The sequence below is a fragment of the Streptomyces sp. NPDC044002 genome (genome assembly GCF_056434525.1).
The window spans coordinates 37083-62791 of the sequence record NZ_JBWKEZ010000041.1 but is presented as its reverse complement, the minus strand read 5'-3'; the positions used below and the strand labels follow the sequence as shown (position 1 = coordinate 62791).

Sequence of the window (25709 nt, the reverse complement as noted above, 5' to 3'; positions counted from 1 at the left end):
GTCAGCCGTCCCCGTCGCCCGGCCCGGATCCGGCGATCCGGGTGAAGACGAGGACCCCGGCCGGGGAGAGGACGGCGAAGACCAGCGCGAGGTCCTGGTACGAGGAGCGGCCGTAGGCCATGGGCAGCAGCAGCAGGAGCGCACCGGTGGCCGTGCCGGCCAGGCACAGACCGGCCAGGCGGCGCACCGCGCTGCCCCGGGCCGCCGCCCACAGGCAGACGGGCCACACGGCGGCGAGCAGCACCAGGGCGGCCGCCGACCAGCCGGCGGCCGGTACGGGGTTCACCGCGCGCCCCGTCGGCGGGCCAGCGCCCGCTCCGGCCCGCCGGGGGCGGCGGCGAAGGTGTGCACGACGGCGCTCGGACGTCCCTCGGGCAGGTCGACGACACAGGTGTCGGCGGACCAGCCGAGCAGCACTCCGGCCCATCCGGGGCCGGCCCCCTCGCGCAGCCGTACGGTGCGGATCCGGCCGCGCCGGGCCGGGGGCGGGGAGGCCGGGAGCCGGAGCAGGGTGACGAGGCCCCGGAGGGCGGCGAGGGGCAGGGCCGAGGCCGCGCGGGCGGCTCCGGCGGCGCCGCCGACCCGTACGCCGGCCGCCCGGCGCAGCAGGGCGGCGACCCAGCCGGCCCCGGCCGCGCCGAGGACCGCCACCAGGACTTCGGCGGGGTCCAGGGCGGTGACCACCAGCAGGGTGACGCCCGTCAGCGCCGCCCACCACAGGAGGAACTCCAGCACCTTGCCCCTCACCCGCCGCTCCCTTCCCCGGTCCGCAGGGACAGGTTCGCGGGATCCGGGCGCCGCTCGGGGCGGTGCGGCTGCCGACTCGGGCGATGCCACCCGCCCGGCGCAACGGCAGGCGGGGCAGCGCCGTGGGGCGTTAGGCTCGGACGGAGTGGCGCACGAGAGGGATGGTGCACATGTGTCGATGGCTCGCCTACTCCGGCTCGCCGATGCTCCTCGACGCCGTCCTGTACCAGCCGGAACACTCGCTGATCGACCAGAGCCTGCACGCGCGGATGGGCGTGGAGTCCACCAACGGGGACGGGTTCGGCATCGGCTGGTACAGCACCGACGGCGACGGCACCCCCGCGGTGTTCCGTGACATCGGCCCGGCCTGGAACAACCGGAACCTGCGGGAGCTGGCCGCGCACGTGCGGTCGCCGCTGTTCTTCGCGCACGTCCGCGCCTCCACTGGTTCCGCCATCCAGCAGACGAACTGCCATCCCTTCCGGCACGGCCGCTGGCTGTGGATGCACAACGGTTCGATCACCGACTTCCAACGGCTCCAGCGCGACCTGTGCATGGCCGTAGACCCGGCGCTGTTCCCCTGCATCGAGGGTTCGACGGACTCCGAGGTGATGTTCTACCTGGCCGTGACCTTCGGCCTCGACCAGGACCCGCCCGGGGCGGTCGCCCGGATGGCGGGCCTGGTGGAACGGCTCGGCAAGGAGCACGGGGTCGCGGACCCGCTCCAGATGACGGTGGCGGTCAGCGAGGGCGCGCGGGTGTGGGCCTTCCGCTACTCCAGCCAGGGCAGGTCCCGTTCGCTGTACTACAGCAGCCGGGCCGATACGGTGCGCCAGCTGTACCCGGAGCTGCCGTACCTGCGCGAGGTGTCCGACGAGACGCGGCTGGTGGTCTCCGAGCCGCTCGGAGACCTCCCCGGCGTGTGGAACGAACTGCCCGAGGCGAGCTACGCGGTGGTGCCGTGGGACGGCCCGGAGGACTACCTGCCGTTCATCCCCGAGCTGCCCTGACCCCGGCGCACCCGCCCCGGGGCCGGGGCGGCCGGCGTCAGCAGATCCTCGGCAGCTGCTCCCCGATCGGCAGGTCGACCACGCGCGTGCCGCCGAGGCCGGTGCGGGCCACGACCATGCCGGGGTGGTCCGCGACGGCCTCGCCGATCACCGCCGCCCGCCGGCCCAGCGGGTGGGCCCGCATGGCGTCGAGGACGGCGTCGGCGTGCTCGCGGGGGACGAACGCGACGAGCTTGCCCTCGTTGGCCACGTAGAACGGGTCGAGGCCGAGGATCGCGCAGGCGTTGCGCACGGCCTCGGGGACCGGCACCCGGCCCTCCTGGACGACCACCCCGGTGCCGGAGGCGGCCGCGATCTCGTTGAGGGCGGCGGCGAGTCCCCCGCGGGTGGGGTCGCGCAGCACGTGCAGGTCGGGGGTGACGGCGAGCATCGACTGCACGAGGCCGCCCAGGGCCGCGCAGTCGCTGACGATGTCCGCCTCGAAGCCCAGGCCCTCGCGGACGCTCATGATGGCCACCCCGTGCAGCCCGATGTCGCCGCTGACGATGACCACGTCGCCGGGTACGACCCGCTGCGGCCGCAGGTCCACGCCGTCGGGGACGAGGCCGATGCCGGAGGTGTTGACGTACACGCCGTCGCCGTGGCCCACTTCGACGACCTTGGTGTCCCCCGTGGCCACTTCCACGCCCGCCGCGCGGGCGGCCGCTCCGAGGGCCCCGGCGACGCGGGCGACCGTGGCGGTCTCGACGCCCTCCTCCAGGATGAACCCGCAGGACAGGTAGGCGGCCACGGCTCCGCTCATCGCGAGGTCGTTGACGGTGCCGTTGACCGCGAGGTCGCCGATGCTGCCGCCGGGGAAGAACAGCGGGCGGACGACGTACGAGTCGGTGGAGAAGGCCAGCCGGGCCCCGCCCAGGGTCAGGGTCGCGGAGTCGCCGAGCTGTGCGAGCACGTCGCCGCCGAAGGCGGGGGCGAAGACGTGCCGGACGAGTTCGGCGGAGAGCGCGCCGCCGCCGCCGTGGCCCATCACCACGCGGGGGTGGTCGCGCAGGGGGGCCGGACAGGTCCAGCCCGAGACGTCCAGTGCGGTGTCAGACAACGGGGGTCGCCTCCAGCGGTGCCGTCTTGGCGGTCGGGATCTCCAGGCGCCGGTAGAGGTAGTACGCGGCGCACGCGCCCTCGCTGGAGACCATGGTGGCGCCGAGCGGGGTGCGCGGGGTGCAGGCCTTGCCGAAGGCCTCGCACTCGTGCGGCTTGATCAGGCCCTGGAGGACCTCGCCGCTGCGGCAGGCGGCCGGCTCCCGGGTGTCGATCCCGGTCACCGAGAAGCGGTGTTCGGCGTCGAAGTCCCGGTAGCGGGCCGACAGCCGCCAGCCGCTGGCGGGGATGGTGCCGATGCCGCGCCAGGCCCGGTCGGTGACCTCGAAGACGTCCTCCAGCATGGCGAGGGCGGCCGGGTTGCCCTCGGGGCGGACGGCGCGCGCGTAGGCGTTGTCGACGCCGTGCTCGCCGCGCTCCAGCTGCCGCACGGCGCGGCGTACGCCCTCCAGGATGTCGAGCGGCTCGAACCCGGTGACCACGATGGGCACGCGGTACCGGGCAGCCAGTTCGGGGTACTCGGTGGTGCCCATGACGCTGCACACGTGCCCTGCGGCGAGGAAGGCCTGGACCCGGCAGCTCTGCGAGTTCATGATCGCCTCGATGGCCGGGGGGACCCGGACGTGGGAGACGAGCAGGCTGAAGTTGGTGATGCCGTGCTTCTTCGCCTGGTACACCGTCATGGCGTTGGGCGGGGCGGTGGTCTCGAAGCCGATGCCGAAGAAGACCACCTGGCGGTCCGGGTTGCGGCGGGCGATGTCCAGGGCGTCGAGCGGGGAGTACACGACGCGTACGTCACCGCCCTCGCCGCGCACCTGGAAGAGGTCGCGGCCCGTCCCGGGCACGCGGAGCATGTCGCCGAAGGAGCAGAAGATCACGCCCGGGCGGGAGGCGATCTCCAGCGCCTTGTCGATGACTTCGAGCGGGGTCACGCACACCGGGCAGCCGGGCCCGTGGATCAGCTCGACCTGTTCGGGGAGGAGCTGGTCGATGCCGTGCCGGATGATGGTGTGGGTCTGGCCGCCGCAGACCTCCATCAGCGCCCAGGGGCGGGTGACGGTGGCGTGGATGTCGTCGAGCAGCCGGCGGGCGAGGCCGGGGTCCTGGAACTCGTCGATGTACTTCACTGCTGCGCCGCCTCCCGCGGGACGTCTTCGGGGTCGGGGGTGCCCGGCTCCAGGGCGCCGCCGAACTGTGCGGCCTGCTCCCACGGGTCGCCGAACTCCTCCTGGAGCATGCCGAGTTCGGCGAAGAGCTCCAGGGTCTTGAGCGCGGACTCCTCGTCCAGGCGCTGGAGGGCGAAGCCGACGTGGACGATGGCGTACTCGCCGACCCTCAGGTCCGGCAGGTACTCCAGGCACACGTCCTTGACGACGCCGCCGAAGTCGACGGTGGCCATGCGGGTGCCGTCCCGCTCCCCGATGTCAATCACTCTGCCGGGTACCGCCAGGCACATGGGCCCCTCCTTGCTGTGGTTGTTCCGTGGCGCGGCCTGCCGTGGCCGCCGCCACCATGAGCTGGCCGAGGGCCAGTCCCCCGTCGTTCGGGGGGACCCGGTGCTGGCGCAGTACGGTGAATCCGTGCTCCCGCAGCAGCCGTGAACAGGCGCCGGAGAGGAGCGTGTTGGCCATGACGCCGCCGGTCAGGGCGACGGTGTCGAGGCCGTGTGCCGCGCGGGCGGCGAGGCAGGCGTCCGCGACGAGGACGGCGACCGCGGCGTGGAAACGGGCCGCGACGGTCCCCGGCGCGGTGCCCGCCCGCACGTCGGCGACGACGGCGGCCAGGACGGGCGCCGGGTCGGCGGTGTACGGGCCCGGTGTGCCGCAGGGCGGGGGCCGCAGGGCGAAGCGGTAGCCGGGGTGCGGGTCCCCGGCGGGGGCGGCCAGGGCGGCCGCCTCCAGCTCCACGGCGGCCTGCGCCTCGTACCCGGCGAGGTGGCAGACGCCGGCCAGCGAGGAGACGGCGTCGAAGAGGCGCCCCATGCTGGAGGTGGGCGCGCAGTTCAGGCCGCGCTCCAGCTGGCGTTCCAGGACGGGCAGTTCGGCGGGCGGGCAGGCCGCCACCGGGGGCAGGTCCGGGGTGCGGGCGAGGCCGGCGGCCCACAGGTGGGCCACGGCCATCCGGTAGGGGCGGCGCACGGCGGCGTCGCCGCCGGGGAGCGGGACGTAGGCGAGGTGCGCGAAGCGGGTGGCGCGGGTGTAGTCGGCGAGCAGCACCTCGCCGCCCCAGACCGCGCCGTCGTCGCCGTAGCCGGTGCCGTCGAAGGCGATGCCGATGACGCGCCGGGTGCCGTCCAGGCCGTGTTCGGCCATGGCGGAGGCGACGTGGGCGTGGTGGTGCTGGACGCGGACCAGGGGGCGGGTGCCCGCGTGGCGGGCCGCCCAGGCCGTGGAGCGGTAGCCGGGGTGGCGGTCGGCGGCGAACAGGGAGGGTGCCACTCCGGTGATGGACTCCAGCTGCCGCTCGGCGCGTTCGAAGGCGGTCTGGGTGGCCAGGTCGTCCATGTCGCCGATGTGCGCGGACAGCCAGGCCCTGCGGCCCTCGCCGAGGCAGAAGGCGTTCTTCAGGTCGCCCCCGGCGGCGAGGGTGGGCGGCACCGGCAGCGGCAGCGCCACCGGCAGCGGGGCGTGCCCGCGGGAGCGGCGTACGGTCAGCGGTTCGCCGTCGCAGACGCGCACCACGGAGTCGTCGCAGGGCACGTGGATGGGACGGTCGTGGGTGAGCCAGGCGTCGGCGAGGTGGGCCAGGCGCTCCAGGGCCTCGGCGTCATCGGTGACGATGGGCTCCCCGGAGAGGTTGCCGCTGGTCATGACGAGCAGCCGGGGCCCGGGCGGGTCGCCGGGCAGGCCCAGCAGCAGGTGGTGCACGGGGGTGTACGGGAGCATCACGCCCAGGTCGGGGCTGCCCGGGGCGACCTCGGCGGCGAGGGCGGCGGCCGATGCGGGGCGGCGGCGCAGCAGCACGATGGGCCGCTCGGGGCCGGTGAGCAGGGCCCGTTCGGCGGGGCCGATCACGGCGAGGTGTTCGACGTCGGCGAGGGAGCGGGCCATCAGGGCGAACGGCTTGTCCCCGCGGTCCTTGCGGCGGCGCAGTTCGGCGACGGCCGCGGGCCGGGTGGCGTCGCAGGCGAGGTGGTAGCCGCCGAGGCCCTTGACGGCGAGGACCGCCCCTTCGGCGAGGAGCCGGCGGGCCCCGGCGACGGGGTCGGCGGTCTCGCCCGCGCGGGGCGGCGCGCCGGTGAGCAGGCGCAGCCGGGGCCCGCAGGCCGGGCAGGCCACGGGCTGGGCGTGGAAGCGGCGGTCGGCGGGGTCGGCGTACTCGCGGGCGCAGTCGGGGCACATCGGGAAGCCGGCCATGGTGGTGTGGGCCCGGTCGTACGGGAGTCCGGTGACGATGGTGAAGCGGGGCCCGCAGTGGGTGCAGGTGATGAACGGGTGGCGGTGCCGTCGGTCGGCCGGGTCGGCGAGTTCGGCGAGGCAGTCTGCGCAGGTGGCGACGTCCGGGGAGACGAGGGTGCGGGCGGGGCCGCCGGTGCGGGAGGGGATGATCGTGAAGTCGGCTCCCCCGGCCGGGGGCAGGGTGTGGTGGTCGACGGCGTCGACGACGGCCAGGGGCGGGGCGTCGGCGGCGAGGCGTGCGCAGAACGCGGCGACGGCGGCGGGGGCGCCCTCGACCTCGGCGACGACGCCGTCGGGGGTGTTGGTGACGTGGCCGGCCAGGCCGAGTCCGGTGGCGCGGGTGTAGACGTAGGGGCGGAAGCCGACGCCCTGTACGACGCCGCGGACGGTGACGCGGCGGCGTTCCGCGGGGGCGTCCATCAGCGGGGTTCCGGGGCCGGAGCCGGGTGCGGCTCGGCCGGGGGCGGGGGCGGGGGCCCTGCGGGGCTGTCCCCTACCCGCCCTTCCACCGTTCCCCGGGGCTCCGCCCCGGACCCCACCGGGTCGTGCACGTACCCGGCGCCCGGACCGTGGACGTGCCCGGGGCCGTGGCTGTGCGCGGGGGCGCGGCCGGGGCCGGGGTGGGTGTGTCCCGGGCCGTGGTCGTGCCCCGGGCTGTGCTCGTGGCCCGGGCCGTGGGTGTGGGCGTGGCCCGGCGCGTGGGTATGGGCGTGGCCCGGCGCGTGGGTGTGGGCCGGGCCGTGGTCATGCCTCGGGCCGTGGTTGTGGGGCTGGTGGGACATCACCGGGGTGTGGGGCGGGGTGCCTTCGGCCGTGCGGAGGGCGTGGGTGAGGAGGAGGCCGGTGCCCTCGGACGAGCGGGACGAGGTGCGGATCACCTCCACGCCCGGGTTGACCCGCTGGACGTTGGCCCGGAAGGCGGCCTCGTCGAACTCGACGGCCTCCGCGATGTCGGTCTTGGTGATCACCACCAGCTGCGCCAGGCCGAACGCGGTCGGGTACTTCAGCGGCTTGTCCTCGCCCTCCGTCACCGAGGCGAGCACCACGCGGAGGGACTCCCCCAGGTCGTACGAGGCCGGGCAGACCAGGTTGCCGACGTTCTCGACGAAGAGCAGCCGGGTGTCCTCGGGGAGCCAGCCGTCGAGGTGGCGGCCCAGCATGTGGGCCTCCAGGTGGCACAGGCCGTCGGTGAGGACCTGCTTGACCGGCGCGCCCGAACGGGCCAGCCGCAGCGCGTCGTTCTCGGTCGCCAGGTCGGCGGTGAGCGCGGCCACGGGCACGCCCCGCTCCCGGGCGAGCGTCAGCTCCCGTTCCAGCAGGGCGGTCTTCCCGCTGCCCGGGCTGGAGAGCAGGTTGACCACCGCCGTTCCGCGGGCGGTGAGTTCCTCACGCAGGGCCTGCGCGGCCCCGTCGTTCTTGGCGAGCACCGCCTGTCGCAGGTCGACCACTCGGCACACGGCTCAGGCCTCCTCGGGGATCGGTTCACGGGCGTCTTCCCAGACCACGCGGCGGATCCGCAGTTCGCGCCCCGTGAGGAGCTCCACGGCGCCCGCCTGCCCGCAGTCGGGACAGCGCAGTTCGGGGGGCATGCCGACGGCCCACTCCCCCGTGCAGGACGCACAGCGGGCGCGGGCCGTCACGGCGTGGGTGACGAGCTCGGCGCCTTCCAGCGGCGTCGCGGTGCAGGCGAGCTGGAAAGAGAAGGCCAGTGCGTCGGGGACGACGCCGGCGAGTTCCCCGATCTCGAGTTCCACGCGGCTCACCGAGCGCGCCGCTCCGGCCTGGGCCGCTTCCGCCACCTGGTCCACGACGGCCATGGCGATCGACATCTCGTGCATCGGACTCCGTCCTGCCGGGCCTCATTAGACCGGCGGGGCGGGTGCCCGGCGGACGGGCGCGCCGACGCACCGGGGACCCGTACGCCATTCGGGGGGCGGGGAGCCGGCGGTCACATCCGGCTGATGCGCAGGTAGCGCTTGAGGTCGGGGAGCATGGTGACCACCACGGCGCCGAACACGGCGGCCATGGTGAACGCGATGGCCTTCTTCACGGGGTCCTCCTCGGGAGCAGTTCCTGGACCATGCGGACGGCGTGGGGCACGGCGGCGGCCACGGGCGGGCTCAGGCCGATGCCCTCCTCGAGGGTGGCGGGTTCGCAGCCGACGACGAGGGTGCGCCGGGGCGGGGTGGCGCCGGTGCCCGCGCAGAGGGTGTCGAGGAGGGCGAGGACCGTGTCGGGGGACATGTCGTGTCCGTCGAGCACCGCGCCGCCCGGGTCGACGGGGCCGGTTCCGTCGGCCTCGATGAGGTGGAGGGTGCCGGGTGCGGAGCCGCGGGCGGTCGCGTCGACGAGGACGAGGGTGTCGTAGCCGTCGAGGAGCTGGTAGGCGAGGTGGACGCCGCGCACGCCGAAGTCGACGGCCTCCACTCCGTCGGGCAGCGGCTGGGCGGCGAGGGCGCGGACCGTCTCGACGCCGAAGCCGTCGTCGCCGAGGAAGACGTTGCCGATGCCGGCGACCAGGGTCCGGCCGTTCACTCGTCCTCCAGGGGGCTGACCTCGTCGGGCTGGAAGTACAGGAAGCGGCCCTGTTCGCGGCGGATGTCGGCGCCGGGGTCCCCGTCGACGGTGACGGCGAGGTGCACTCCGCCGTCGACGTCGTGGAGGACGGCTTCGACGCGTGCGGTGCGGCCCCGCAGGAACAGGTCCTGGGCGTCGGTGCGGCGCAGGCCCGGCCGCAGCAGGACGCGGCTGCCGGGGCCGACGGAGCGGCCTTCGACGGTGATCCGTTCCGGTGCGGGTGCGGCGGACGCCCCGTGGGCCGGGTCCCACCAGGGGGTGTCGGGGGTGAACACGTCCTCGGGGACCCCTGGGCGGTCGTCCGGCTCGGTGATCTCGCGCAGGGCGCGGACGGCGCCGTGCAGGCGTTCCAGTACCTCGGGGGGCATGGAGTCCGCGAGGTCGACGACGGCGGCGGCGCGCGGGTCGGTGCCGCGGGCCTCGCGTTTCTCCTGGTCGGTGAGGGCGGCGGTGCGCAGGGCGAGGATCTCGTCGATCTCCAGGGCGTCGTACATGGCGCCGGCGCTCTCGGGGGCGATCGCGGCGTGGTCCTCCAGGATGATCGGGGAGGACAGGACCACGTCGCCGCGGCCCTCCTCGCCCGCCAGGACGGGCCAGGTGTGGCGGTTGTCGCAGCCGCGGACGGCGGGCCGGGCCCATTCGGGCGGGTCGGTCATGGAGAGGAAGGAGCCGGCGCTGAGGCCCAGCAGGAGGTGGGCGGCGACGAGGGAGCGGGGCAGGGCACTGTCTCGGCCGGCGCCGGGCTCCGGGGTCCAGGCGGCGGTGTTCTCGACGACGGCGGTGAGTTTCAGCGCCCGGTAGGGCACGTCGAGTTCCTCGGCGCGCAGCCGGATCTCGGCGTCGATGCGCTCGGCGCTGCGGACCAGCCGGCCGTGTTCGCGGCCGTCGGCGCCGAGGACGGGTTCGGTCTCCTGGCGGGCGGGGCGGACCAGGGGCAGGGTCACCTCGCCCGCGGCGAGTTCGGCGACGGGCACGGTCAGCTCGGCCTGTTCCTCGGTTCCCTCGTCCCAGGGGACGAGGACCCGGTCGGGCAGGTGCAGTTCGGGCACGGCCGTGAACGAGCCGTCCCCGAGGGCCTGTTCGACGGTGCGCCGCCAGGCCCGCAGGAAGCGGAGTTCGAGGTGGAGGACGGCCTCGCCCCTGGGTTCCATCACCAGCTCGGTCCGCTGGAAGGAGTGTTCGCCGTGCGCGGGGCCCCAGGCGGGCGGCACGAGGACGCCGAACTGCCAGCGCATCCGGTTCTTGGCGGCGGAGGCCCGGTAGGGGTACAGCACGTACCCCTCGAAGAGGACGGCGTCGGCGAGCTGCCGGGCGGCCGCGAAGCGGGCGTCCGGCGGGGAGGTGGTGGTCACGGGGCGGTCCTCCCGGCCAGCCGGTCCAGGAGTGCGCCGGCCCGGAGGGGTTCCGGTCCGGCGTCGGGGGTCGCCGGGGTCGCGGCGGCGTCCAGGAGGGCCCGTACGGTCGACTCCCAGGAGGCGAGGGCGTGCCGGGAGCGGAAGGCGAGGAGCTCGTCCATGGTGTCGCGGGGCAGCCGCAGCCAGCCGCAGCCGGGGAAGTGCTGTTCGATCATCTCCCGCCACACGGACACGGGCATCCGGTACGAGGCCTCGCGGTCCCAGGGGACGGGTTCGACGCGGAAGCCGCCGGAGCCGGTGAAGGCCGTGCCGGAGAACAGCATGAGCAGCGGGACGTCGCCGTCCTCCAGGGCGTCGAAGTAGCGGGTGGCCGCGATGTCCATGTCGTAGGTGCAGGGCACGGGCACCTCGGTCTCGGTCTCCCCGGTGAAGCTCGGGACCATGACGGCGACCTGGGCGAACTGGACGGGCTGGAGGGTGGTGCCCCAGCGGGAGCGCTCGCCGAAGAGGTCCTGGAGCGCGGCGGCCTCGCCGGGTCCGTAGCCGCGGCGGGCCGGTTCGATGCGCAGCTGGCAGCGCAGGGCGAGGGCGTGGACGCGGGTGGCCGAGGGGGCGCTGACGCACAGCCGCAGCAGGAGGGTGGGGCCGGCCGCGTAGGGGTCGGCGCGCACCCCGGTGCAGGTGAAGGTGAGGTCGGTCATGGCCGCGGCTCCCCGGCCGGTGCCGTGGCGGGCCGGCTAGCGGGTACGGCGCGCCGTTCGACCTCGGTGAAGAAGGTGTCGAGGGCGGCGCGGGCTTCCGCGCCGCCGTCGAAGCCCTGCCACAGCAGTCTCATGCGGCCCACCAGTTCGTAGCAGATGTCGATGGGGACGAGGTAGCAGGCGGTGCGGCCGTGGGTGCGGCGCAGCAGCAGTGCCTCGACGTCGGGTTGGAGGAGGGCGGCGAGCGGTCCGGCGTCGAGGACGCGCTGCCAGGTGGCGGGGTCGAGTTCGCTCTCGGTGGCGCCGGCCGGGCTGGGGTAGAGGGCGACGAGCCGGTCGAGGGCGGCGTTGCGGAAGAAGAAGGCGACGCCGACGGGGATCTGGAGGAGGTCCCAGGCTTCGTCGTCCCAGCGGTGGCCGGGGTCGCTCAGGTAGCGGTCGGGGACGGTGCGGAAGCGGCCCGCGGCGGCGCCGGGGCGGTCGAAGAGGAGGGCGCAGGGGGCGCAGGCGCAGACCAGGGAGCGTTCGTCGGTCTCCACGAGGTGGCGGTGGCCGTCCCGGGTGACGGCCGTGCCGCACAGTTCGCAGGTCTCGGGGCGGGGGGTGCGGGGCCGGGTGAAGCGCCGGAGTCCTTGAGCGGGGGCGGGCGGCCGCCGGTCGGGGGTCACGGGACGCGCGCCGGGGCGGGCGGGCGGGTGGTGATCTGGAGCAGCGGGGGCGCCGGTGCGGCGGGTGCCAGTTCCACGGAGGTGACCTCGGGGGCGAAGGCGGCGACGACGTCCTCGATGCGGCGCAGGGTGTCGGCGGCGCTGCTGCCGCAGCCGCAGCCCGTGTCGGGGGCGGTGCGCAGCCGCAGGGTGCCGTCGGCCGCGTCGTAGCCGGCGAGTTCGGCTTCGGGGAGGGAGTCCAGGGCGCGGGCGATGCGGGTGTGGACGTCCTCGGGGTGGAGGTCGTGCAGGGTCAGCAGGCTCGCGGTGAGCTCGTCCTCCAGGAGCGCGGTCAGGGGGTCGGCGCCGGGTGCGAGGGCGGTGAGCCGCTCCACGATCCGGGCGAGGCCGGCGCCGTAGAACTCCATGAGGACGCGGACCAGTTCCTCGGCCGCCTCGTGGGTCTGCCGGTCGCCGGTGGCGGCGAGCCGGTCGAGGACCTCTTCGACGCGGCGGCCGGCCTGGAGGCCGTCGGCGGCGGCGGCGCTCATCCGCCGAGTCCGCTCAGGCCGGTGGGGACGTGCATGGACTTCACGGTCCTGCCGCCGCCGACGTACATGTGGACGCCGCAGGGCAGACAGGGGTCGAAACTGCGGACGGCGCGCATGATGTCGATGCCCTTGAAGTTCTCCGGGGGGTTCTCCTCGAAGATGGGGGTGTTCTGGACGGCGTCCTCGTACGGTCCGGGGGTGCCGTAGCTGTCGCGGACGCTGGCGTTCCAGGGGGTCGGCGGGTAGGGGTGGTAGTTGGCGATCTTCCCGTCGCGGATGACCATGTGGTGGGAGAGGACGCCGCGGACGGCCTCGGTGAAGCCGCAGCCGATGGACTCGTCCGGGACCTCGAACTTCTCCCAGGTCTGGCTGCGCCCGGCGCGGACCTCGGCGAGCCCCTTCTCGGCGCAGTGCAGGGCGATGCCGGCGGCGTACGCCTGGAAGTAGGTGCGGGCCCGGTTGCGTTCGAGGGCGTTGCTCCACTTGGGGATCCGCCACTCGAAGGTGGTCTCCGGCTTGGTCATGGTGCGCGGCAGGTTGATGACCACGCTGTGTCCGGTGGCCTTGACGTAGCCGACGTCGACCAGTCCGGACAGGGCGGTGGACCAGAGGCGGGCGATGGGGCCGCCGCCGGTGTCGAGGGCGAGGTGGTCCTTGCCGTCGAACCAGCGGGGGGACATCACCCAGCTGTACTTGTCGTCGAAGGCGCGCTTCTGGGGGGCGGGGATGGTGTGCTGGTTCCAGGGGTGGCGGGGGTCGACGGGGTTGCCGAGGGGGTCGTGGGTGACGAACTGCTCCTGGCCCTCCCAGTCGTCGTAGTAGGAGCTGCCGAGGAGGATGCGGATGCCGAGGTTGATCTGCGTGAGGTCGTTGGTGACCAGTTTGCCGTCGACGACCACGCCCGGGGTGACGAACATCTTCCGTCCCCAGTCGGTCATGTTGGCGTAGGTGAAGTCGCAGTGCTCGGGGTCGTTGAGGGCGCCCCAGCAGCCGAGGAGGACCCGGCGGCGGCCGACCTCCTCGTAGCCGGGCAGGGCCTCGTAGAAGAAGTCGAAGAGGTCGTCGTGGAGGGGGACGACCCGCTTCATGAACTCGACGTACCGCATGAGGCGGCTCATGTAGTCCGTGAAGAGCTGGACGGAGGCGACGGTGCCGACGCCGCCCGGGTAGAGGGTGGAGGGGTGTACGTGGCGCCCCTCCATCAGGCAGAACATCTCGCGTGTGTAGCGGCTGACCTGGAGGGCCTCGCGGTAGAACTCGCCCTCGATGGGGTTGAGGGAGCGCATGATGTCGGCGATGGTGCGGTAGCCGTGCTCGGCGGCGTGCGGGGCCTCGGTGCGTTCGGCGAGTTCGAGGACGCCCGGGTTGGTCTCGCGGACCATCTTCTCGCAGTAGTCGACCCCGACCAGGTTCTCCTGGAAGATGTTGTGGTCGAACATGTACTCGGCCGATTCGCCGAGGTTGATGATCCACTCGCCGAGGTGGGGCGGCTTCACGCCGTAGGCCATGTTCTGCGCGTACACCGAGCAGGTGGCGTGGTTGTCGCCGCAGATCCCGCAGATGCGGCTGGTGATGAAGTGCGCGTCGCGGGGGTCCTTGCCGCGCATGAAGACGCTGTAGCCGCGGAAGACCGACGAGGTGCTGTAGCACTCCGCGACCCGCTTCTGCTTGAAGTCGATCTTCGTGTGGATGCCGAGGCTGCCCACGATCCGGGTGATCGGGTCCCAGGCCATCTCGACCAGCCCGCTGCCGTCGCCGGCCGCCTTCGTCTTCGGTGTCATCGTGTCTGCCGTGGCCCTTCTGGTGAACGGGAGCGGGGTGTGCTGTGCGGAGGGGCGGAGGGGAGCGGGCGGGCGGGGCCCGTCACCAGGGCGGGCGGTAGCCGGTGGTGAGCCGGCGGCCCTTCTGGCGCCACTTGGGCTCCTTGTCCACGGTGTGGGTGGTGACCGCCCGGAGCTTGCGGATCACGGCTCCGTAGGCTCCGCTCGCCTTGGTGGACAGGGTCGCGCCGGGCGGCTGGTCCATGAACGGCATGAACTTGTCGGGGAAGCCGGGCATGGTGCAGGCGATGCAGATGCCGCCGACGTTCGGGCAGCCGCCGATGCCGTTCATCCAGCCGCGCTTGGGGACGTTGCACTTGACGACCGGACCCCAGCAGCCGAGTTTGACCAGGCACTTGGGCGAGTCGTAGGTATGGGCGAAGTCGCCCTGCTCGTAGTAGCCGGCCCGGTCGCAGCCCTCGTGGACGGTGGCGCCGAACAGCCAGGTCGGGCGCAGCTTGTCGTCCAGCGGGATCATCGGGGCGGATCCGGCCGCCTGGTAGAGGAGGTAGGTGAGGGTCTCGGAGAAGTTGTCCGGCTGGATGGGGCAGCCCGGGACGCACACGATCGGGATGCCGGCCTTGGACTTCCAGTCCCAGCCCAGGTAGTCGGGGACGCCCATGGCGCCGGTGGGGTTGCCCTCCATCGCGTGGATGCCGCCGTAGGTGGCGCAGGTGCCGATGGCGACGACGGCGAGGGCCTTGGGGGCGAGGCGGTCGATCCATTCGCTGGTGGTGATGGGCTGGCCGGTCGCCGGGTCGTCCCCGAACCCGCACCAGTAGCCCTCGGGCTTGATCTTCTCGTTGGGGATCGAGCCCTCGACGACCAGGACGAAGGGGTCGATCTCCCCGCGCTCGCCCTTGAAGAACCATTCGATGAAGGTGTCGGCGCCGCCGACCGGTCCGCATTCGAAGTCGATCAGCGGCCAGTGCACGGCGATCTTCGGCAGGCCGGGGAGCACTCCCGTGACGATCTCCTCGATGCTGGGCTGCATCGCGGCGGTCAGGGACACCGAGTCGCCGTCGCAGCTGAGTCCGGCGTTGATCCAGAGGATGTGGATCGGGGGGTCCTCTACCGCGCTGGGCGTTGCTGCATCCATGGGGGTGCTCCTTGGGGAGGGATGCGGGAGGGATGGGCGCGGGGCCTGGGGATCTGCCCCACCCTTCTTGCTAGCAGGGCCGGGGCCCGGCCGCCCTGTCGGAGGGGGCCGGTCCAGTGACGGGGGGCCGGCGCGAGGGCAGGGGCGCGGTGTGCCGGCCGGGTACGGGGCGGGCCAGGTGCGGCGGGGTCCGGTCGGCGGGTTCCTTGCGCACGAAGGCCCGGCGCAGCGCGTGGTAGGGCGCCGCCGGGTCGTGGAAGGTCTCCCGCATGCGGGCCAGCTCCGCCTCCCGGTAGGCGGCGAGCGGAGTGGCGGCCTCGTCGCGGTCGCGGCGGGCCTTCTTGCGGGCGATGGCGGACTGGGTGGCGGGCGAGGCCGCGAGGCGGACGGCGAGGCGGGCGGTCTCGTCGGCGAAGTCCTGCGGGCAGCAGTCGACGGTCCGGTCGGTCAGGCCGAGCCGGCGGGCGGCGGCGGCGCTGAGCGGCAGGGCGTCGGCCATCAGCCGTTCGGCCACGCCGGTGCCGGTGCGGCGGGGCAGGGTGTAGGTCCAGTACTCGGATCCGTACAGCCCCATGAGCCGGTAGTGCGGGTTCAGGACGGCGCCGGAGCGGCACCAGACCTCGTCGGCGGCGAGGGCGAGCATGGCCCCGCCGGCGGCCGCGTTGCCGCCGACGGCGGCGACGACGAGCCGGTCGGTGGTGGTCAGGACCGCCTCGACCAGGTCGTCCATGGCGGTGATGTTGGCCCAGGACTCGGCGGCGGGGTCGGCGGCCGCCTCGATGACGCCGAGGTGGATGCCGTTGGAGAAGAAGTCGCGGGTGCCGCCGAGGACGAGGACGGAGGTGGGGCGGGAGCGGGCCTCGCGGTAGGCGGTGAGCAGGCGGCGGCAGTGGCCGGTGCTCATGGCGCCGCCGGGGAAGGAGAAGGTGAGGAAGCCGGCCCCGCCCTGTTCCCGGTAACAGATGTCGGTCCAGTTGCGGGGGCCGGCCGGGGCTCGGTCGAGGGGGGCGGGGACCTCGGGGAGGGCGGGCAGCCGGTCGCCGAGGGCGAGGACGGCGGGGAGTTTGACGGGGGCGGGCTCGCCGGGGGCGCGTCGGGCGCGCAGTTCGGGGATCCAGACGGCGCCGTCGCGGGTGGCCCGGCAGATCGCTCCGGCGCGGGTGGCGAGGAGCTGTCCGGGGCGGCCGCGGAGGGTGTCCTCGGGGTGGCCGCCGTGCAGGAACCACTGGCCGCCGAGGAGTTCGTCGAGCACGCCGGGCCGGGAGTCGGCGGCGCGCAGGGCGCGTACGACGGTGTCGGTGGTGTCGTGGTCCCAGTCGATCCGGCGGTGCGGCTGGCTCAGGTAGGGGCGGGCGGTGGCGGGGCCCTGCGGGTCCGGGACGTGGCTGCCGGAGGCGAACCGCTCGACGGCGAGCAGGACGGCGGCGAGGGCCGCGTCGGAGACCTCGCCCCGGTAGGCGTCGCTCTTGCCGACGGGCGGGAGCGCGCAGTCCGCGGTCGCCCAGACGTCGCCGGCGTCCATCTCCTCGTCGGCCTGGAGGACGGTGACGCCCCAGCGGGTCCGGTCCTCGGTGACGGCCCAGTCCAGGGAGGAGGGTCCGCGGTCGCCGACGGGTCCGGGGTGGACGATCAGGCAGGTGTACGCGGACCAGACCTCGCGCGGGACGGCGGTCTTGAGCATCGGCGCGAGGACGAGGTCGGGATGGTGGCGGCGGACGGTCTCGGCGAGGTCCGTGCCGGGCAGGGCGAGTTCGAACGCCACGCTGTGGCCGTGGTCCCGCAGTTCGGCGTGGACCCGTTGGGTGAGGCTGTTGAAGGCGCTCGCGAGGAGCAGGACGTGCACGTGATCTCCCAGGCGTCCGGAACCCCGCGATCGGCGGGCGGTGCGGGTACGGCCGCTGGCGATCGTGGGCCCGCGCCCCGTGTCGCGGGCCTAAGCCCGGCAGGGGTGTCACCCGGAAGGGGGGCCCGGGGCCCGCCACCTGGTGGATCGGCGGTCCCGGTCAGCGGTCGCCGCTCTCGCGGTCCGGGCGGGGGCTGTGGGGGGACCGGTGGGGGCGGGCCTGTTCCTCGCGGCCGATGCCGGGGCGCTGCCGCTTCGCGGTGTGGCCGCCGGCCCCGTCGTCGGGGGCGGTGTCCGCCGCGCGCCCGGCGGTGTCCCCCGCCCGCGCGGTGTCGCGGTCGTCGCTCCCGTCCGGCGTTCGTGCGGGCGGGGTCCGTGACCAGCGGTGCTGCCTGTGCTCGTTCATGTCGTGCTCCTCGTCTTCCGGTTCTCCTCCGGCACCGGGGTCTCCTCGGCGGTGTAGCGGATGCGGGCCCACAGGGGCAGCGCGTACCAGCAGAGCAGGTACCAGGCGACCACGGCGGAAACCAGCCAGGGCACGAGGGCGTGGGGTGCCGCGACCCGCAGTACGAGGAAGAGGGCGGAGGTGCAGGTGGCCAGCAGCAGGAGGATGCCGGCGAAGATCAGGCGCGAGGCCCAGAGCACGGCCTCCGGCTTGATGCGGCGCCCCGAGACGATCCGGTGGAAGGAGACGGGGCCGATGAGCGCGCCGGTGGCCAGGGCGCCGAGGACGACGGTGGCGGTGTAGACCGCCTTGTCGGTTCCGGCCAGTCCCTGGAAGTGCGGGGTGAAGGCGACCGTGAGCAGGAACCCGAAGAGGATCTGCACCCCGGTCTGGGCGACGCGGATCTCCTGGATCAGCTCCTGCCACTGCCGGTCCGCCCGCTCGTCCGCGGTCTCGTCGCGCCCCTGGGGCCTCTCTCGCGGCATACGGCCTCCTCCGTCCACCCCGGCGCCTGCCCGGCGGACGCGCCGGCCAACCCTCCCCGGGCCGAACCCCCGGAATTTGCTATTCCGCCCCTATGCCCTACCGGCTGGTAAGTGCGGAACGTCGACCGTTCCTGCACATTCTTTTTCTCCGCCCTTTACCGGTCCTAGGGGTTCCGATCATGTGATCGGGGTCACAGGACCATTTCCTGGACAGCCCGGCGTAGATCAAGTTTCGATATGGCCTGCGCGGCCGACGATCTCGGTCCGCGGCCACCGGGAATTTCCCGAATCCTGTCGTCGGCAACGGCGCTTGACGAGGAGTGGGGGGCGTGTCAGTGATCCTGGCGTGCGCAAGAGGAAGAATCACGACGTCCGTTCTCGGCGACGCGGACCGCGGTGCGGCAGGCCGATGCTGAGCCGACTGCTCCCGCCCGCCGGCCCGGCACGCGTCCTCACCGGCATCACCCTGGTGCACACCCTCGGGCAGGGCCTGTGGATGGCGCTGAACGCCATCTTCGCGACGGCCGTGCTCGGACTGTCGCCCGGCCGGTTCGCCCTCGGAGTCGGCGTCGCCGCCGGCATCGCCCTCCTGGTCAGCACCCCGGCCGGACACCTGGCCGACCGCATCGGCCCGCGCTCCGTGCAGATCTGCTCCTTCATCGCCCTCGGGCCGCTGACGGCGGCCCTGCTCGCGGTGCAGGGCTTCACCTCGTACCTGCTGGTGGTGAGCGCGCAGGCGGTCGCCTACAGCGCCAGCCGCAGCGCCCGCATGGCCATGGTCGCCGGACTGGTGCCGCCGCAGGACCGGGTCACGGTCCGCGCCTACCTGCGGGCCACGAGCAACGTCAGCGTCTCGGTGGGCGCCGCCCTCGCCGGGCTGCTGCTCGCCGCCGACTCGGTCTGGGCGTACAAGGCGGCCGTGGTCTTCAACGCCTCCACCTACCTGGCCACGGGGCTGCTCACCCTGCTGCTGCCCGCGGTGGCCGCGCAGCCGGCCCGGCCCGGGCCGGCCCTGACCGTCCTGCGCGACCGCCCCTACCTGGCGTTCGTGGTGCTGGACGGCCTGCTGTCCATGCACAACCTGCTGCTCGACGTCGTGCTGCCGCTGTGGGTGCTGCACCGTACGAACGCGCCGCGCTGGATGATCGCCGCGATCCTGCTGACCAACACGGTGGCCGTGGTCCTGCTCCAGGTGAGGGCCGCACGGGGGACCGACGAGCCGGGCGCGGCGGCCCGCGCCTCGCGGTCCGGGGCGCTGTGCCTGGCGGTCGCCTGCGTGGTCTTCTCCTTCAGCGGCGGGGTCTCCGCGACGCTCGCCGGAGTGCTGCTGCTCCTCGGCGCCCTGGCCCACGTCCTGGGCGAGATCCGGCAGTCGGCGGGCAGCTGGGGGATGTCGTTCGCGCTGGCCCCGGAGCACGCCCAGGGCCAGTACCAGGGCACGTACGCCATGGGATCGGACCTGGGCAAGATGATCGCCCCGGCGCTGCTGACCTGGCTCGCCGTCGACCACGGCGGTCCCGGCTGGCTGGCCATGGCCCTGGGGTTCGCGCTGGCCGGAGCCGCCATGCCGGGCATCGCCGACCGGGCGTTGCGGGGCCGCAAGGACGCCCCGGACGCCGTCGCGGCGTGACGGGGACGCACCCGGGGCCCGCTTTCCGTCCGAATTCTCCACCATTCATTTCCCTGTTCCAGTTCCGGAGTTTTTCCGTGCCGTCGCACCCTTTCCGCATTCCGGGCCGGTGATGTCGCGCCGATTGTGAATGCCCCGCCGCGATGAAATTCGATTGTGCGGGGTCCGTAGATGTGCGCCGTGTGTGTATTCGGCATGTCCGCCGCACGGCAGGTGAACGAAATGCAGACGAGGGGACCATCACTGTGGGCGACATTTCCGCCGACTCACCGCAGGCCCTGCAACTGCCCGTGCGGAACGCCGGGCACGGCGCCCCGGACGGCGCGGGCAGCGGGACGCACTCCTGGGCCGGCGCGGTGCCACCGGGCGGGCGGGCCGCCGGGGCCGGGGCCGCCGACCTGTGGAACGCCGCGTTCGCCGTGCTCCTGCACCGCTACAGCGGTCAGGACGACATCGTGCTGGCCCGGGCGGGCGGCGCGCACGGCGCTCCGGTCGCCGTCCGCTCCGTCCTTGCGCCGGAGCAGACCCTTCCCGCCCACGCGCTGGAACTCGCCGCCGCCCACCGGGAGGCGGTACGGGACTCCGTGCCCGGCGCCGCGGCCGACCTGGGCGGCGGGCTGCGGGCGGGCTTCCTGGAGTCGGACGGCACCGCCCCGGCGCCGGAGGGCTTCGCGCTCCTGCTGGAGGCGCGGCCCGCGCCGGACGGCCCGCTGTTCACCCTGCACTACGACCGGGCCCTGTTCCCCGGGACGCTGATCGCGCGGATGGCCGCCAACCTGGACACCCTGCTGGCGGACGCGGCCGCCCGCCCCGGAGCTCCCGCGGCCGGGCTGGACCTGCTGTCCCCGCAGGAGCACCGCCTGCTGCGCGGGTTCAACGACACGGCCCGCCCCTACGACCGCGACACCCCGCTGCACGCCCTCGTGGAGGCCCAGGCCGCCCGCACCCCCGACGCCCCCGCCGTCGAATGGCGGGGCAGCGTGCTCACCTACCGCGCGCTCGACGCCCTCGCCAACCGGCTGGCGCGGGCCCTGGCCTCCCACGGGATCGCCCCGGGCTCGCGGATCGGCCTCTCCCTGGGCCGCACGCACCACGCCGTCGCCCTGCTGCTCGCCGTGCACAAGGCGGGCTGCGCCTACGTACCGCTCGACCCCGCCTATCCCGCGGACCGGCTGGCCGCCATCGCCGGCACCGCCGGCCTGGCCGCCGTCGTCCACGACGGCGACGAGGCCCCGGCGTGGCTCGGCGACGGGCCCGTACGGGCGCTGCCCCGACGGGAGCTGTGGGAGAAGGCGGAGACCGAGGCCGAGCGCTCCCCGGCCGTCACCGTCGGCCCCGGGGACACCACGCACCTGATCCACACCTCCGGCTCCACCGGTCTGCCCAAGGGCGTGGTGATCAGCCACCGCAACGTGGTCGCGCTCCTCGCCTGGGCCGAGGAGACGTACGGGGACGAGGACCTGCGGCGGGTGCTGTTCTCCACCTCGCTCAACTTCGACCTGTCGGTGTACGAGCTGTGGGCCCCGCTCACCCGGGGCGGCTGCGTCGTCGTCGTGGACAACGTCCTCGCTCTCACCGAGGACGAGGGGCTGCGGCCCACCCTGGTCAACACCGTGCCCAGCGCCCTGAACGTACTGCTCCAGCGCGGCGCGGTGCCCTCCTGCACCCGCGTCCTGAACGTGGCCGGCGAGCCGCTGTCCCGGGAACTGGTGAACGAGGCCTTCGCGTCCACCGGCGTCGAGCGGCTCTACAACCTGTACGGGCCCTCCGAGGACACCACCTACTCCACCTGGAAGTGCTTCACCGGCCCCACCGACGGCGCGCCCACGATCGGCGTGCCCGTGCACAACACCACAGCCCACCTCCTGGACCCGCTCGGCCGGCCCGTGCCGCTGGGCGCCACCGGCGAACTCCACCTGGGCGGCGACGGCCTGGCCGCCGGCTACATCAACGACCCCGAGCGCACCGCGGCCTCGTTCACCGCCGCGCCCGCCCACCTCGGCGAGGTGCCGGGCGGGCGGCTGTACCGGACCGGCGACCTGGCCCGGTGGACGGAGGACGGCGAGCTCTGCTTCCTGGGCCGCCGGGACAACCAGGTGAAGGTGCGCGGCTTCCGGATCGAACTCGGCGAGCTGGAGGCGGCGCTGCACGGGGTCGTGGGCCTGAAGGACGTCGCGGCCCTGGCCGTGCGCACCGACGGGGACACCCGGCTGGTCTGCTACGTGGGCCTGGAGGGCGAGGACGTGAGCGTCGAGGCCATGGGCGCCCATCTGCGGGCCAAGCTGCCGCACTACATGCAGCCCGCGCGGATCGTCGTCGAGGAGCGGCTGCCGCGGCTGCCCAACGGCAAGGTCGACCGCAAGGCCCTGGCCGCCCGGGACGTCGACTGGGGGCGGCAGTCCGGTGACGGCACCGACGGCGAGGTCTTCGACGACCCCGACGAGGCCGAGGTGGCGGGGATCTGGTCCGAGCTGCTCGGCCTGTCCCGGGTCTCCCCCGGCGTGGACTTCTTCTCCGTGGGCGGCCACTCGCTGCTCGCCACCCTGCTGGCGGCACGCCTGTCCGACGCGGCCGGCCGGCCCGTCCGGGTGGCGGAGATCTACCGCCACCGCACCCTCGCCGAGCAGGCCGGACTGCTGCGCCGCACCCGCGGGGAGGCGGCGGCCGCCGGGGCGTCGGCGGGGCCGGCGGAGCGGCGGCGCGCCGTCGCCGACACGCTGCGCGAGTCCGCGCGCGGCCACGGCGTACCGGGAGCCGGCGCGGCCGTGTTCCTGGACGGGGAGCTGGAGCTGACCTACCACGGCGTCACCGACACCGCCTCCGGCGCCGCGTACGGGCCCGCGACCCGCCAGCGCGTCACCTGTGTCACCAAGCCGATGCTGGCCTTCGTCGCGCTGCGCCTGGTCGACCGGGGCCTGCTGGGGCTGGACCAGCCGCTGGACGAGCTGCTGCCGCAGGCGTTCCGGCGCCGCGACGGGGGCACCGTCAAGGTGACGCTGCGCCACCTCCTGTCGCACACCAGCGGGGTCGACGACTCGTACGAGGTGTGGCACGACACCGGCCTGCCCGACCTCGGCTCCTACATCGCCACCCTGCCCGGCTACGGCCAGCTGTTCGAGCCGGGCGAGGTGTTCGCGTACTCGGCGGTGGGCACCTCGATCGTCGCCGCGCTGATCGAGAAGCTCCTCGGCGTCCCCTGGCGCCGCGCGGTGAACGAGCTGCTGCTGGCCCCGCTCGGCATCCGGGAGGTTCCCGAGACCCTCACCGAGGGCGGCCACTACGGGGGGACGGTCTCGGCCGGATACGTGTGGACCGAGCGGGTCGAGGGCTACGTGCGCCACGACCCGCCGCCGCAGACCATCGCCGACGACGCGGCCGGCTCGTTCTCCGTCTGCCTCACCCTGGAGGAGCTGGCCAGGATCGCGATGCTGGCCGTCGACGACGGGGTCGCCCCCGGCGGCGAGCGCCTGCTCTCCGCCGGGCTGGCGCGCGAGATGCGCACGCCCCAGATCCCCGTCCCCGGCCACCACTTCATGCACGCCTGGGGCCTGGGCTGGCTGATGTTCGGGCCGTCCGCCTTCGGCTTCAACTCCAACGGCAGCGGCCACCACAACTTCATCCAGATCTTCCCCGAGCAGCGCTCGTTCCTGCTGCTGCTCGCCAACGCCTACCCGGCCTTCGGGCTCTACGAGGACCTGCTGCGGTCCCTCACCGGCGAGGGGCTCATCCGCACCGGCCGCCCGTTCGAGATGGAACTCGACGACTGCGCCGGCCTGTACGCCTCCGACGGCTACCGGCTGGAGGTGCTGCGCGGCACGGAGCACCTGCGCTACGCGTACTCCGAGCGGCAGCCGGACGGCGCGTGGCTGTGCCTGGACGAGGGCGACCTGGTGCTGTCCGGCGCCGGCGGCTTCAGCTCGATGTCCGAGAAGAACATCCTCGCCGGTTCGATCTCCTTCATCCCCACCCCCGGTACCGCCGTCCCGGGATTCGTCCGCATCGGCCAGCGCTTCGCGAGGAAGACACGATGACCGACCCACTGCACCCCCCGCACCCCCCGCACCCTTCCGCATCCGAGGCCCGGCACGTGGTCTTCGTGACCTGGAAGGCGGGCAACGCCCCCGCGTTCGAGGCCGCCAAGCGGCTCGGGCACCACGTGACGCTCATCCGCTCGCTGCTCATGGAGCAGGCGCAGAACATCGACTTCGACGCCTCCCCGTACGCGCGTTTCGTCGACCGGGTCCACGTCCTGAAGGACGCCACCGACCCCGCGGCGCTGCGCTCGTGCGTGCTGGAGGTCCACCGGGAGCGGCCGGTCGACGGCTTCGTCGCCACCGTCGACGCGCTGGTGGTCCCCGTCGCGCGGATCGCCGAGGAGATCGGGGTGCCGTTCACCGACGCCACCGCGGCCGAGACGGCCAAGCAGAAGGACCGCTGCCGTCAGGTGCTGGCGGCGGCCGGGGTGGACACCACCCGGTACGCGGTCGTCGCCGGCTTCGAGGAGGCCGCGGCCTTCGCGGCGGCCGGCGGGTACCCGGTCGTCGTCAAGCCGGCCCGGGGCTCCGGGAGCGAGGGCGCCCACGTCGTCGCGGACGAGGAGCAGCTGGCCGGTGTCCTCGCCGGGGCTCCGGAGGGCGCGTACGCGGCGGGCATCCTCGTCGAGGAGTACCTGAGCGGGCGGTTCGTCTCCGCGGAGATCGGCCTGGTGCATGGGCGGTTCCTGCGGCTGGCGGTCAGCGAGCGCTCCACCTGGCACCGGCACGAGGCCCTGGAGACCGGTACGACGATCCCGGCGGGTGTCTCCGCCGAGGAGCACGACCGGGTGATGCGGTTCGCGGAGGAGGTCGTCGGCGCGGTCGGCCTGCGGCTCGGCGTCTTCCACGTGGAGGTGATGCTGGGCGCGGACGGCACGCCCCGGCTGATCGAGCTCAACCCCCGCATCATGGGCTCCTGCCTGCCGAACCTGTTCCGTCTCGCCGGCGGCGGGGACATCTTCGAGCTGCTCGTCCGGATCCACCTGAACGAGGCGGTGGAGCGCGGCCCGACGTCCTTCGACGGGTACGCCACCGTCCGCTGGTTCGGTGCCGCCGACCCGGTGGCCACCCCGGAGCGGGTGCCGGACCTGGACTGGGCCGCCGAGCGGTACGGCGACAGCGTGCACTCGTTCACGGTCCGCTTCCCCGAGGGGGACACCCTGCTGCCCTGCCGGGGCAACCTCGGGAACTTCGGCGAGGTCCAGGTCGTGCACCCCGACAGGGCGACGTCGATACGCATCGCGCAGGACATCGTCGCCGGCACCGCCGAGCGGCTCGGTTTCGAGGTGACGAGGTGAGGACGACGACCACGACCGCCTTCTTCGAGCAGACCCGCCGGCAGCTCGCCCGGCTGGGCCTGCCGGACGGGGACCCCCAGCTCACGCCAGACTCGGACGCCGTCTTCGCCGACGGCGGGCACTTCCGCATCGAGGTGCCGACGGTGAACTCGGTGGAGGCCGCCGAGCGGCTGCTGCGCGAGAGCCGGCGAAGGGGCTTCACGATCAACCGGATCACCGAGACCCGGGGCATGTACCGGCACACGGCCCGCGAGATCGGCGAGTACGTGGCGCTCGGCGAGGAGTTCGGCGCCGAGGTCCTGATGTCGGTCGGCCCCCGCGCCGTCAACGACATCGGGGCCGGTGCGCAGACACCCGAGGGGGCCCGGATCGGCTACCGGCTGCGCGGGCAGGAGCAGATCGTGCGCGCCGTCGAGGACGTCAAGCGCGGGATCGGCCTGGGCGTGCGCGGGTTCGTCGTCTACGACGAGGGCCTGCTGTGGGTGCTGGGGCGGCTGCGCACCGCCGGCGAGCTGCCGGCCGGGATCCACCTGAAGGTGTCCGCGCACTGCGGGCAGGGCAATCCGGCGTCGGCGCAGATGCTGGAGATGCTCGGCGCGAACAGCTTCAACCCGGTGCGGGACCTGACGCTGCCGATGATCGCGGCGCTGCGCCAGGCGGTGACGGTCCCGCTGGACCTGCACGTGGACAACCCGCGGAGCTCGGGCGGGTTCATCCGCACCTACGAGGCCCCCGACATCGTCCGGGTGGCGGCGCCGGTCTACCTCAAGACGGGCAACAGCGCCCTGGACGGGCACGGCGTCAGCCCGTCGCCCGCTCAGCTGGACGACATCCTGCGGCAGGTCGAGCTGGTCACCGAGTTCGTCGGCCGGCACCACCCCGGGGCCCGGCAGAGCCGTGCCGGCTGCGCCGCCCGCTCCCTCGAAGCCGCCGGGAGCGTCCCCGCCCCCGGCCGCCGGACGGAGGTGTGA

The 25709-nt window shown here is 74.0% G+C and carries 23 protein-coding genes and 1 pseudogene; 5 read left to right on the top strand and 19 right to left on the bottom strand.

Annotated elements, in window-relative coordinates; genetic code table 11:
- Nucleotide 1: 1 nt before the first annotated feature.
- Nucleotides 2–286 (bottom strand): monovalent cation/H+ antiporter complex subunit F, encoded by a 285-nt coding sequence (locus AC07A6_RS26995; protein ID WP_362464041.1) that lies wholly within the window; start codon nt 284–286, stop codon nt 2–4.
- Nucleotides 283–747: a hypothetical protein gene (locus AC07A6_RS26990; protein WP_362464044.1), complete on the bottom strand. Its 465-nt coding sequence runs from the start codon at nt 745–747 to the stop codon at nt 283–285. Before AC07A6_RS26990 ends, AC07A6_RS26995 begins: the two co-directional genes overlap by 4 nt.
- A gap of 170 nt (nt 748–917) precedes the next feature.
- Between AC07A6_RS26990 and AC07A6_RS26985 the strand changes: the two genes are divergently transcribed.
- The gene (locus tag AC07A6_RS26985; protein WP_478778869.1) at nt 918–1757 is read left to right on the top strand and encodes a class II glutamine amidotransferase; all 840 of its coding nucleotides are present in this window, start codon (nt 918–920) and stop codon (nt 1755–1757) included.
- Nucleotides 1758–1794: 37 nt separating this feature from the next.
- On the opposite strand, the gene hypE is transcribed toward AC07A6_RS26985, so the two are convergent.
- The 17 genes and pseudogenes from hypE to AC07A6_RS26900 form a co-directional block, all read right to left on the bottom strand.
- Nucleotides 1795–2856 carry a hydrogenase expression/formation protein HypE gene (gene hypE / locus AC07A6_RS26980; protein WP_478778868.1) on the bottom strand — a complete coding sequence of 354 codons (1062 nt, stop codon included), beginning with the start codon at nt 2854–2856 and terminating at the stop codon, nt 1795–1797.
- A complete protein-coding gene (gene hypD / locus AC07A6_RS26975) occupies nt 2849–3982 on the bottom strand; it encodes a hydrogenase formation protein HypD (protein WP_478778867.1) in 1134 nt (377 codons plus the stop codon). Before hypD ends, hypE begins: the two co-directional genes overlap by 8 nt.
- Nucleotides 3979–4311 carry a HypC/HybG/HupF family hydrogenase formation chaperone gene (locus AC07A6_RS26970; protein ID WP_362464055.1) on the bottom strand — a complete coding sequence of 111 codons (333 nt, stop codon included), beginning with the start codon at nt 4309–4311 and terminating at the stop codon, nt 3979–3981. Before AC07A6_RS26970 ends, hypD begins: the two co-directional genes overlap by 4 nt.
- On the bottom strand, nt 4280–6673 hold the full coding sequence (gene hypF, locus AC07A6_RS26965; protein WP_478778866.1) for a carbamoyltransferase HypF: 2394 nt from the start codon (nt 6671–6673) through the stop codon (nt 4280–4282). Before hypF ends, AC07A6_RS26970 begins: the two co-directional genes overlap by 32 nt.
- Before the next feature lie 197 nt (nt 6674–6870).
- Nucleotides 6871–7710, bottom strand: a pseudogene (gene hypB, locus AC07A6_RS26960) (hydrogenase nickel incorporation protein HypB); the annotation flags it as partial.
- Between the two features lie 3 nt (nt 7711–7713).
- Nucleotides 7714–8091 (bottom strand): hydrogenase maturation nickel metallochaperone HypA/HybF, encoded by a 378-nt coding sequence (locus tag AC07A6_RS26955; RefSeq protein ID WP_362464060.1) that lies wholly within the window; start codon nt 8089–8091, stop codon nt 7714–7716.
- 110 nt (nt 8092–8201) lie between these two features.
- A complete protein-coding gene (locus AC07A6_RS26950) occupies nt 8202–8303 on the bottom strand; it encodes a DUF6893 family small protein (RefSeq protein WP_385765450.1) in 102 nt (33 codons plus the stop codon).
- Nucleotides 8300–8788 carry a hydrogenase maturation protease gene (locus AC07A6_RS26945; RefSeq protein WP_478778865.1) on the bottom strand — a complete coding sequence of 163 codons (489 nt, stop codon included), beginning with the start codon at nt 8786–8788 and terminating at the stop codon, nt 8300–8302. Before AC07A6_RS26945 ends, AC07A6_RS26950 begins: the two co-directional genes overlap by 4 nt.
- The gene (locus tag AC07A6_RS26940) at nt 8785–10182 is read right to left on the bottom strand and encodes a hypothetical protein (protein WP_478778864.1); all 1398 of its coding nucleotides are present in this window, start codon (nt 10180–10182) and stop codon (nt 8785–8787) included. Before AC07A6_RS26940 ends, AC07A6_RS26945 begins: the two co-directional genes overlap by 4 nt.
- Nucleotides 10179–10886: a DUF6084 family protein gene (locus AC07A6_RS26935; protein WP_478778863.1), complete on the bottom strand. Its 708-nt coding sequence runs from the start codon at nt 10884–10886 to the stop codon at nt 10179–10181. Before AC07A6_RS26935 ends, AC07A6_RS26940 begins: the two co-directional genes overlap by 4 nt.
- Complete coding sequence (locus AC07A6_RS26930; protein WP_478778862.1) at nt 10883–11554, bottom strand: DUF5947 family protein; 672 nt, start codon at nt 11552–11554, stop codon at nt 10883–10885. The genes AC07A6_RS26935 and AC07A6_RS26930 overlap by 4 nt, the downstream gene beginning before the upstream one ends.
- On the bottom strand, nt 11551–12084 hold the full coding sequence (locus AC07A6_RS26925) for a hypothetical protein (RefSeq protein ID WP_478778861.1): 534 nt from the start codon (nt 12082–12084) through the stop codon (nt 11551–11553). Before AC07A6_RS26925 ends, AC07A6_RS26930 begins: the two co-directional genes overlap by 4 nt.
- A complete protein-coding gene (locus tag AC07A6_RS26920) occupies nt 12081–13865 on the bottom strand; it encodes a nickel-dependent hydrogenase large subunit (RefSeq protein WP_478778860.1) in 1785 nt (594 codons plus the stop codon). Before AC07A6_RS26920 ends, AC07A6_RS26925 begins: the two co-directional genes overlap by 4 nt.
- Nucleotides 13866–13947: 82 nt before the next feature.
- Entirely contained in the window at nt 13948–15003 is a 1056-nt protein-coding gene (locus AC07A6_RS26915) for an NADH-quinone oxidoreductase subunit B family protein (protein WP_362464080.1), read from the bottom strand.
- Nucleotides 15004–15073: 70 nt separating this feature from the next.
- Nucleotides 15074–16846, bottom strand: coding sequence for an enoyl-CoA hydratase-related protein (locus AC07A6_RS26910; protein WP_478778859.1), 1773 nt, complete (start codon nt 16844–16846; stop codon nt 15074–15076).
- 160 nt (nt 16847–17006) lie between these two features.
- A complete protein-coding gene (locus tag AC07A6_RS26905; RefSeq protein ID WP_478778858.1) occupies nt 17007–17252 on the bottom strand; it encodes a hypothetical protein in 246 nt (81 codons plus the stop codon).
- Complete coding sequence (locus AC07A6_RS26900) at nt 17249–17776, bottom strand: DUF6328 family protein (protein ID WP_478778857.1); 528 nt, start codon at nt 17774–17776, stop codon at nt 17249–17251. Before AC07A6_RS26900 ends, AC07A6_RS26905 begins: the two co-directional genes overlap by 4 nt.
- Nucleotides 17777–18185: 409 nt before the next feature.
- Between AC07A6_RS26900 and AC07A6_RS26895 the strand changes: the two genes are divergently transcribed.
- From AC07A6_RS26895 to AC07A6_RS26880, 4 genes are all read left to right on the top strand, one after another.
- Nucleotides 18186–19406 (top strand): MFS transporter, encoded by a 1221-nt coding sequence (locus tag AC07A6_RS26895; RefSeq protein WP_362464092.1) that lies wholly within the window; start codon nt 18186–18188, stop codon nt 19404–19406.
- A 245-nt stretch (nt 19407–19651) separates the two neighbouring features.
- Entirely contained in the window at nt 19652–23437 is a 3786-nt protein-coding gene (locus AC07A6_RS26890; RefSeq protein WP_478778856.1) for a non-ribosomal peptide synthetase, read from the top strand.
- Nucleotides 23434–24738, top strand: a complete 1305-nt coding sequence (locus tag AC07A6_RS26885) for an ATP-grasp domain-containing protein (RefSeq protein ID WP_478778855.1) — start codon at nt 23434–23436, stop codon at nt 24736–24738. Before AC07A6_RS26890 ends, AC07A6_RS26885 begins: the two co-directional genes overlap by 4 nt.
- The gene (locus AC07A6_RS26880) at nt 24735–25709 is read left to right on the top strand and encodes a peptidase (RefSeq protein WP_362464100.1); all 975 of its coding nucleotides are present in this window, start codon (nt 24735–24737) and stop codon (nt 25707–25709) included. The genes AC07A6_RS26885 and AC07A6_RS26880 overlap by 4 nt, the downstream gene beginning before the upstream one ends.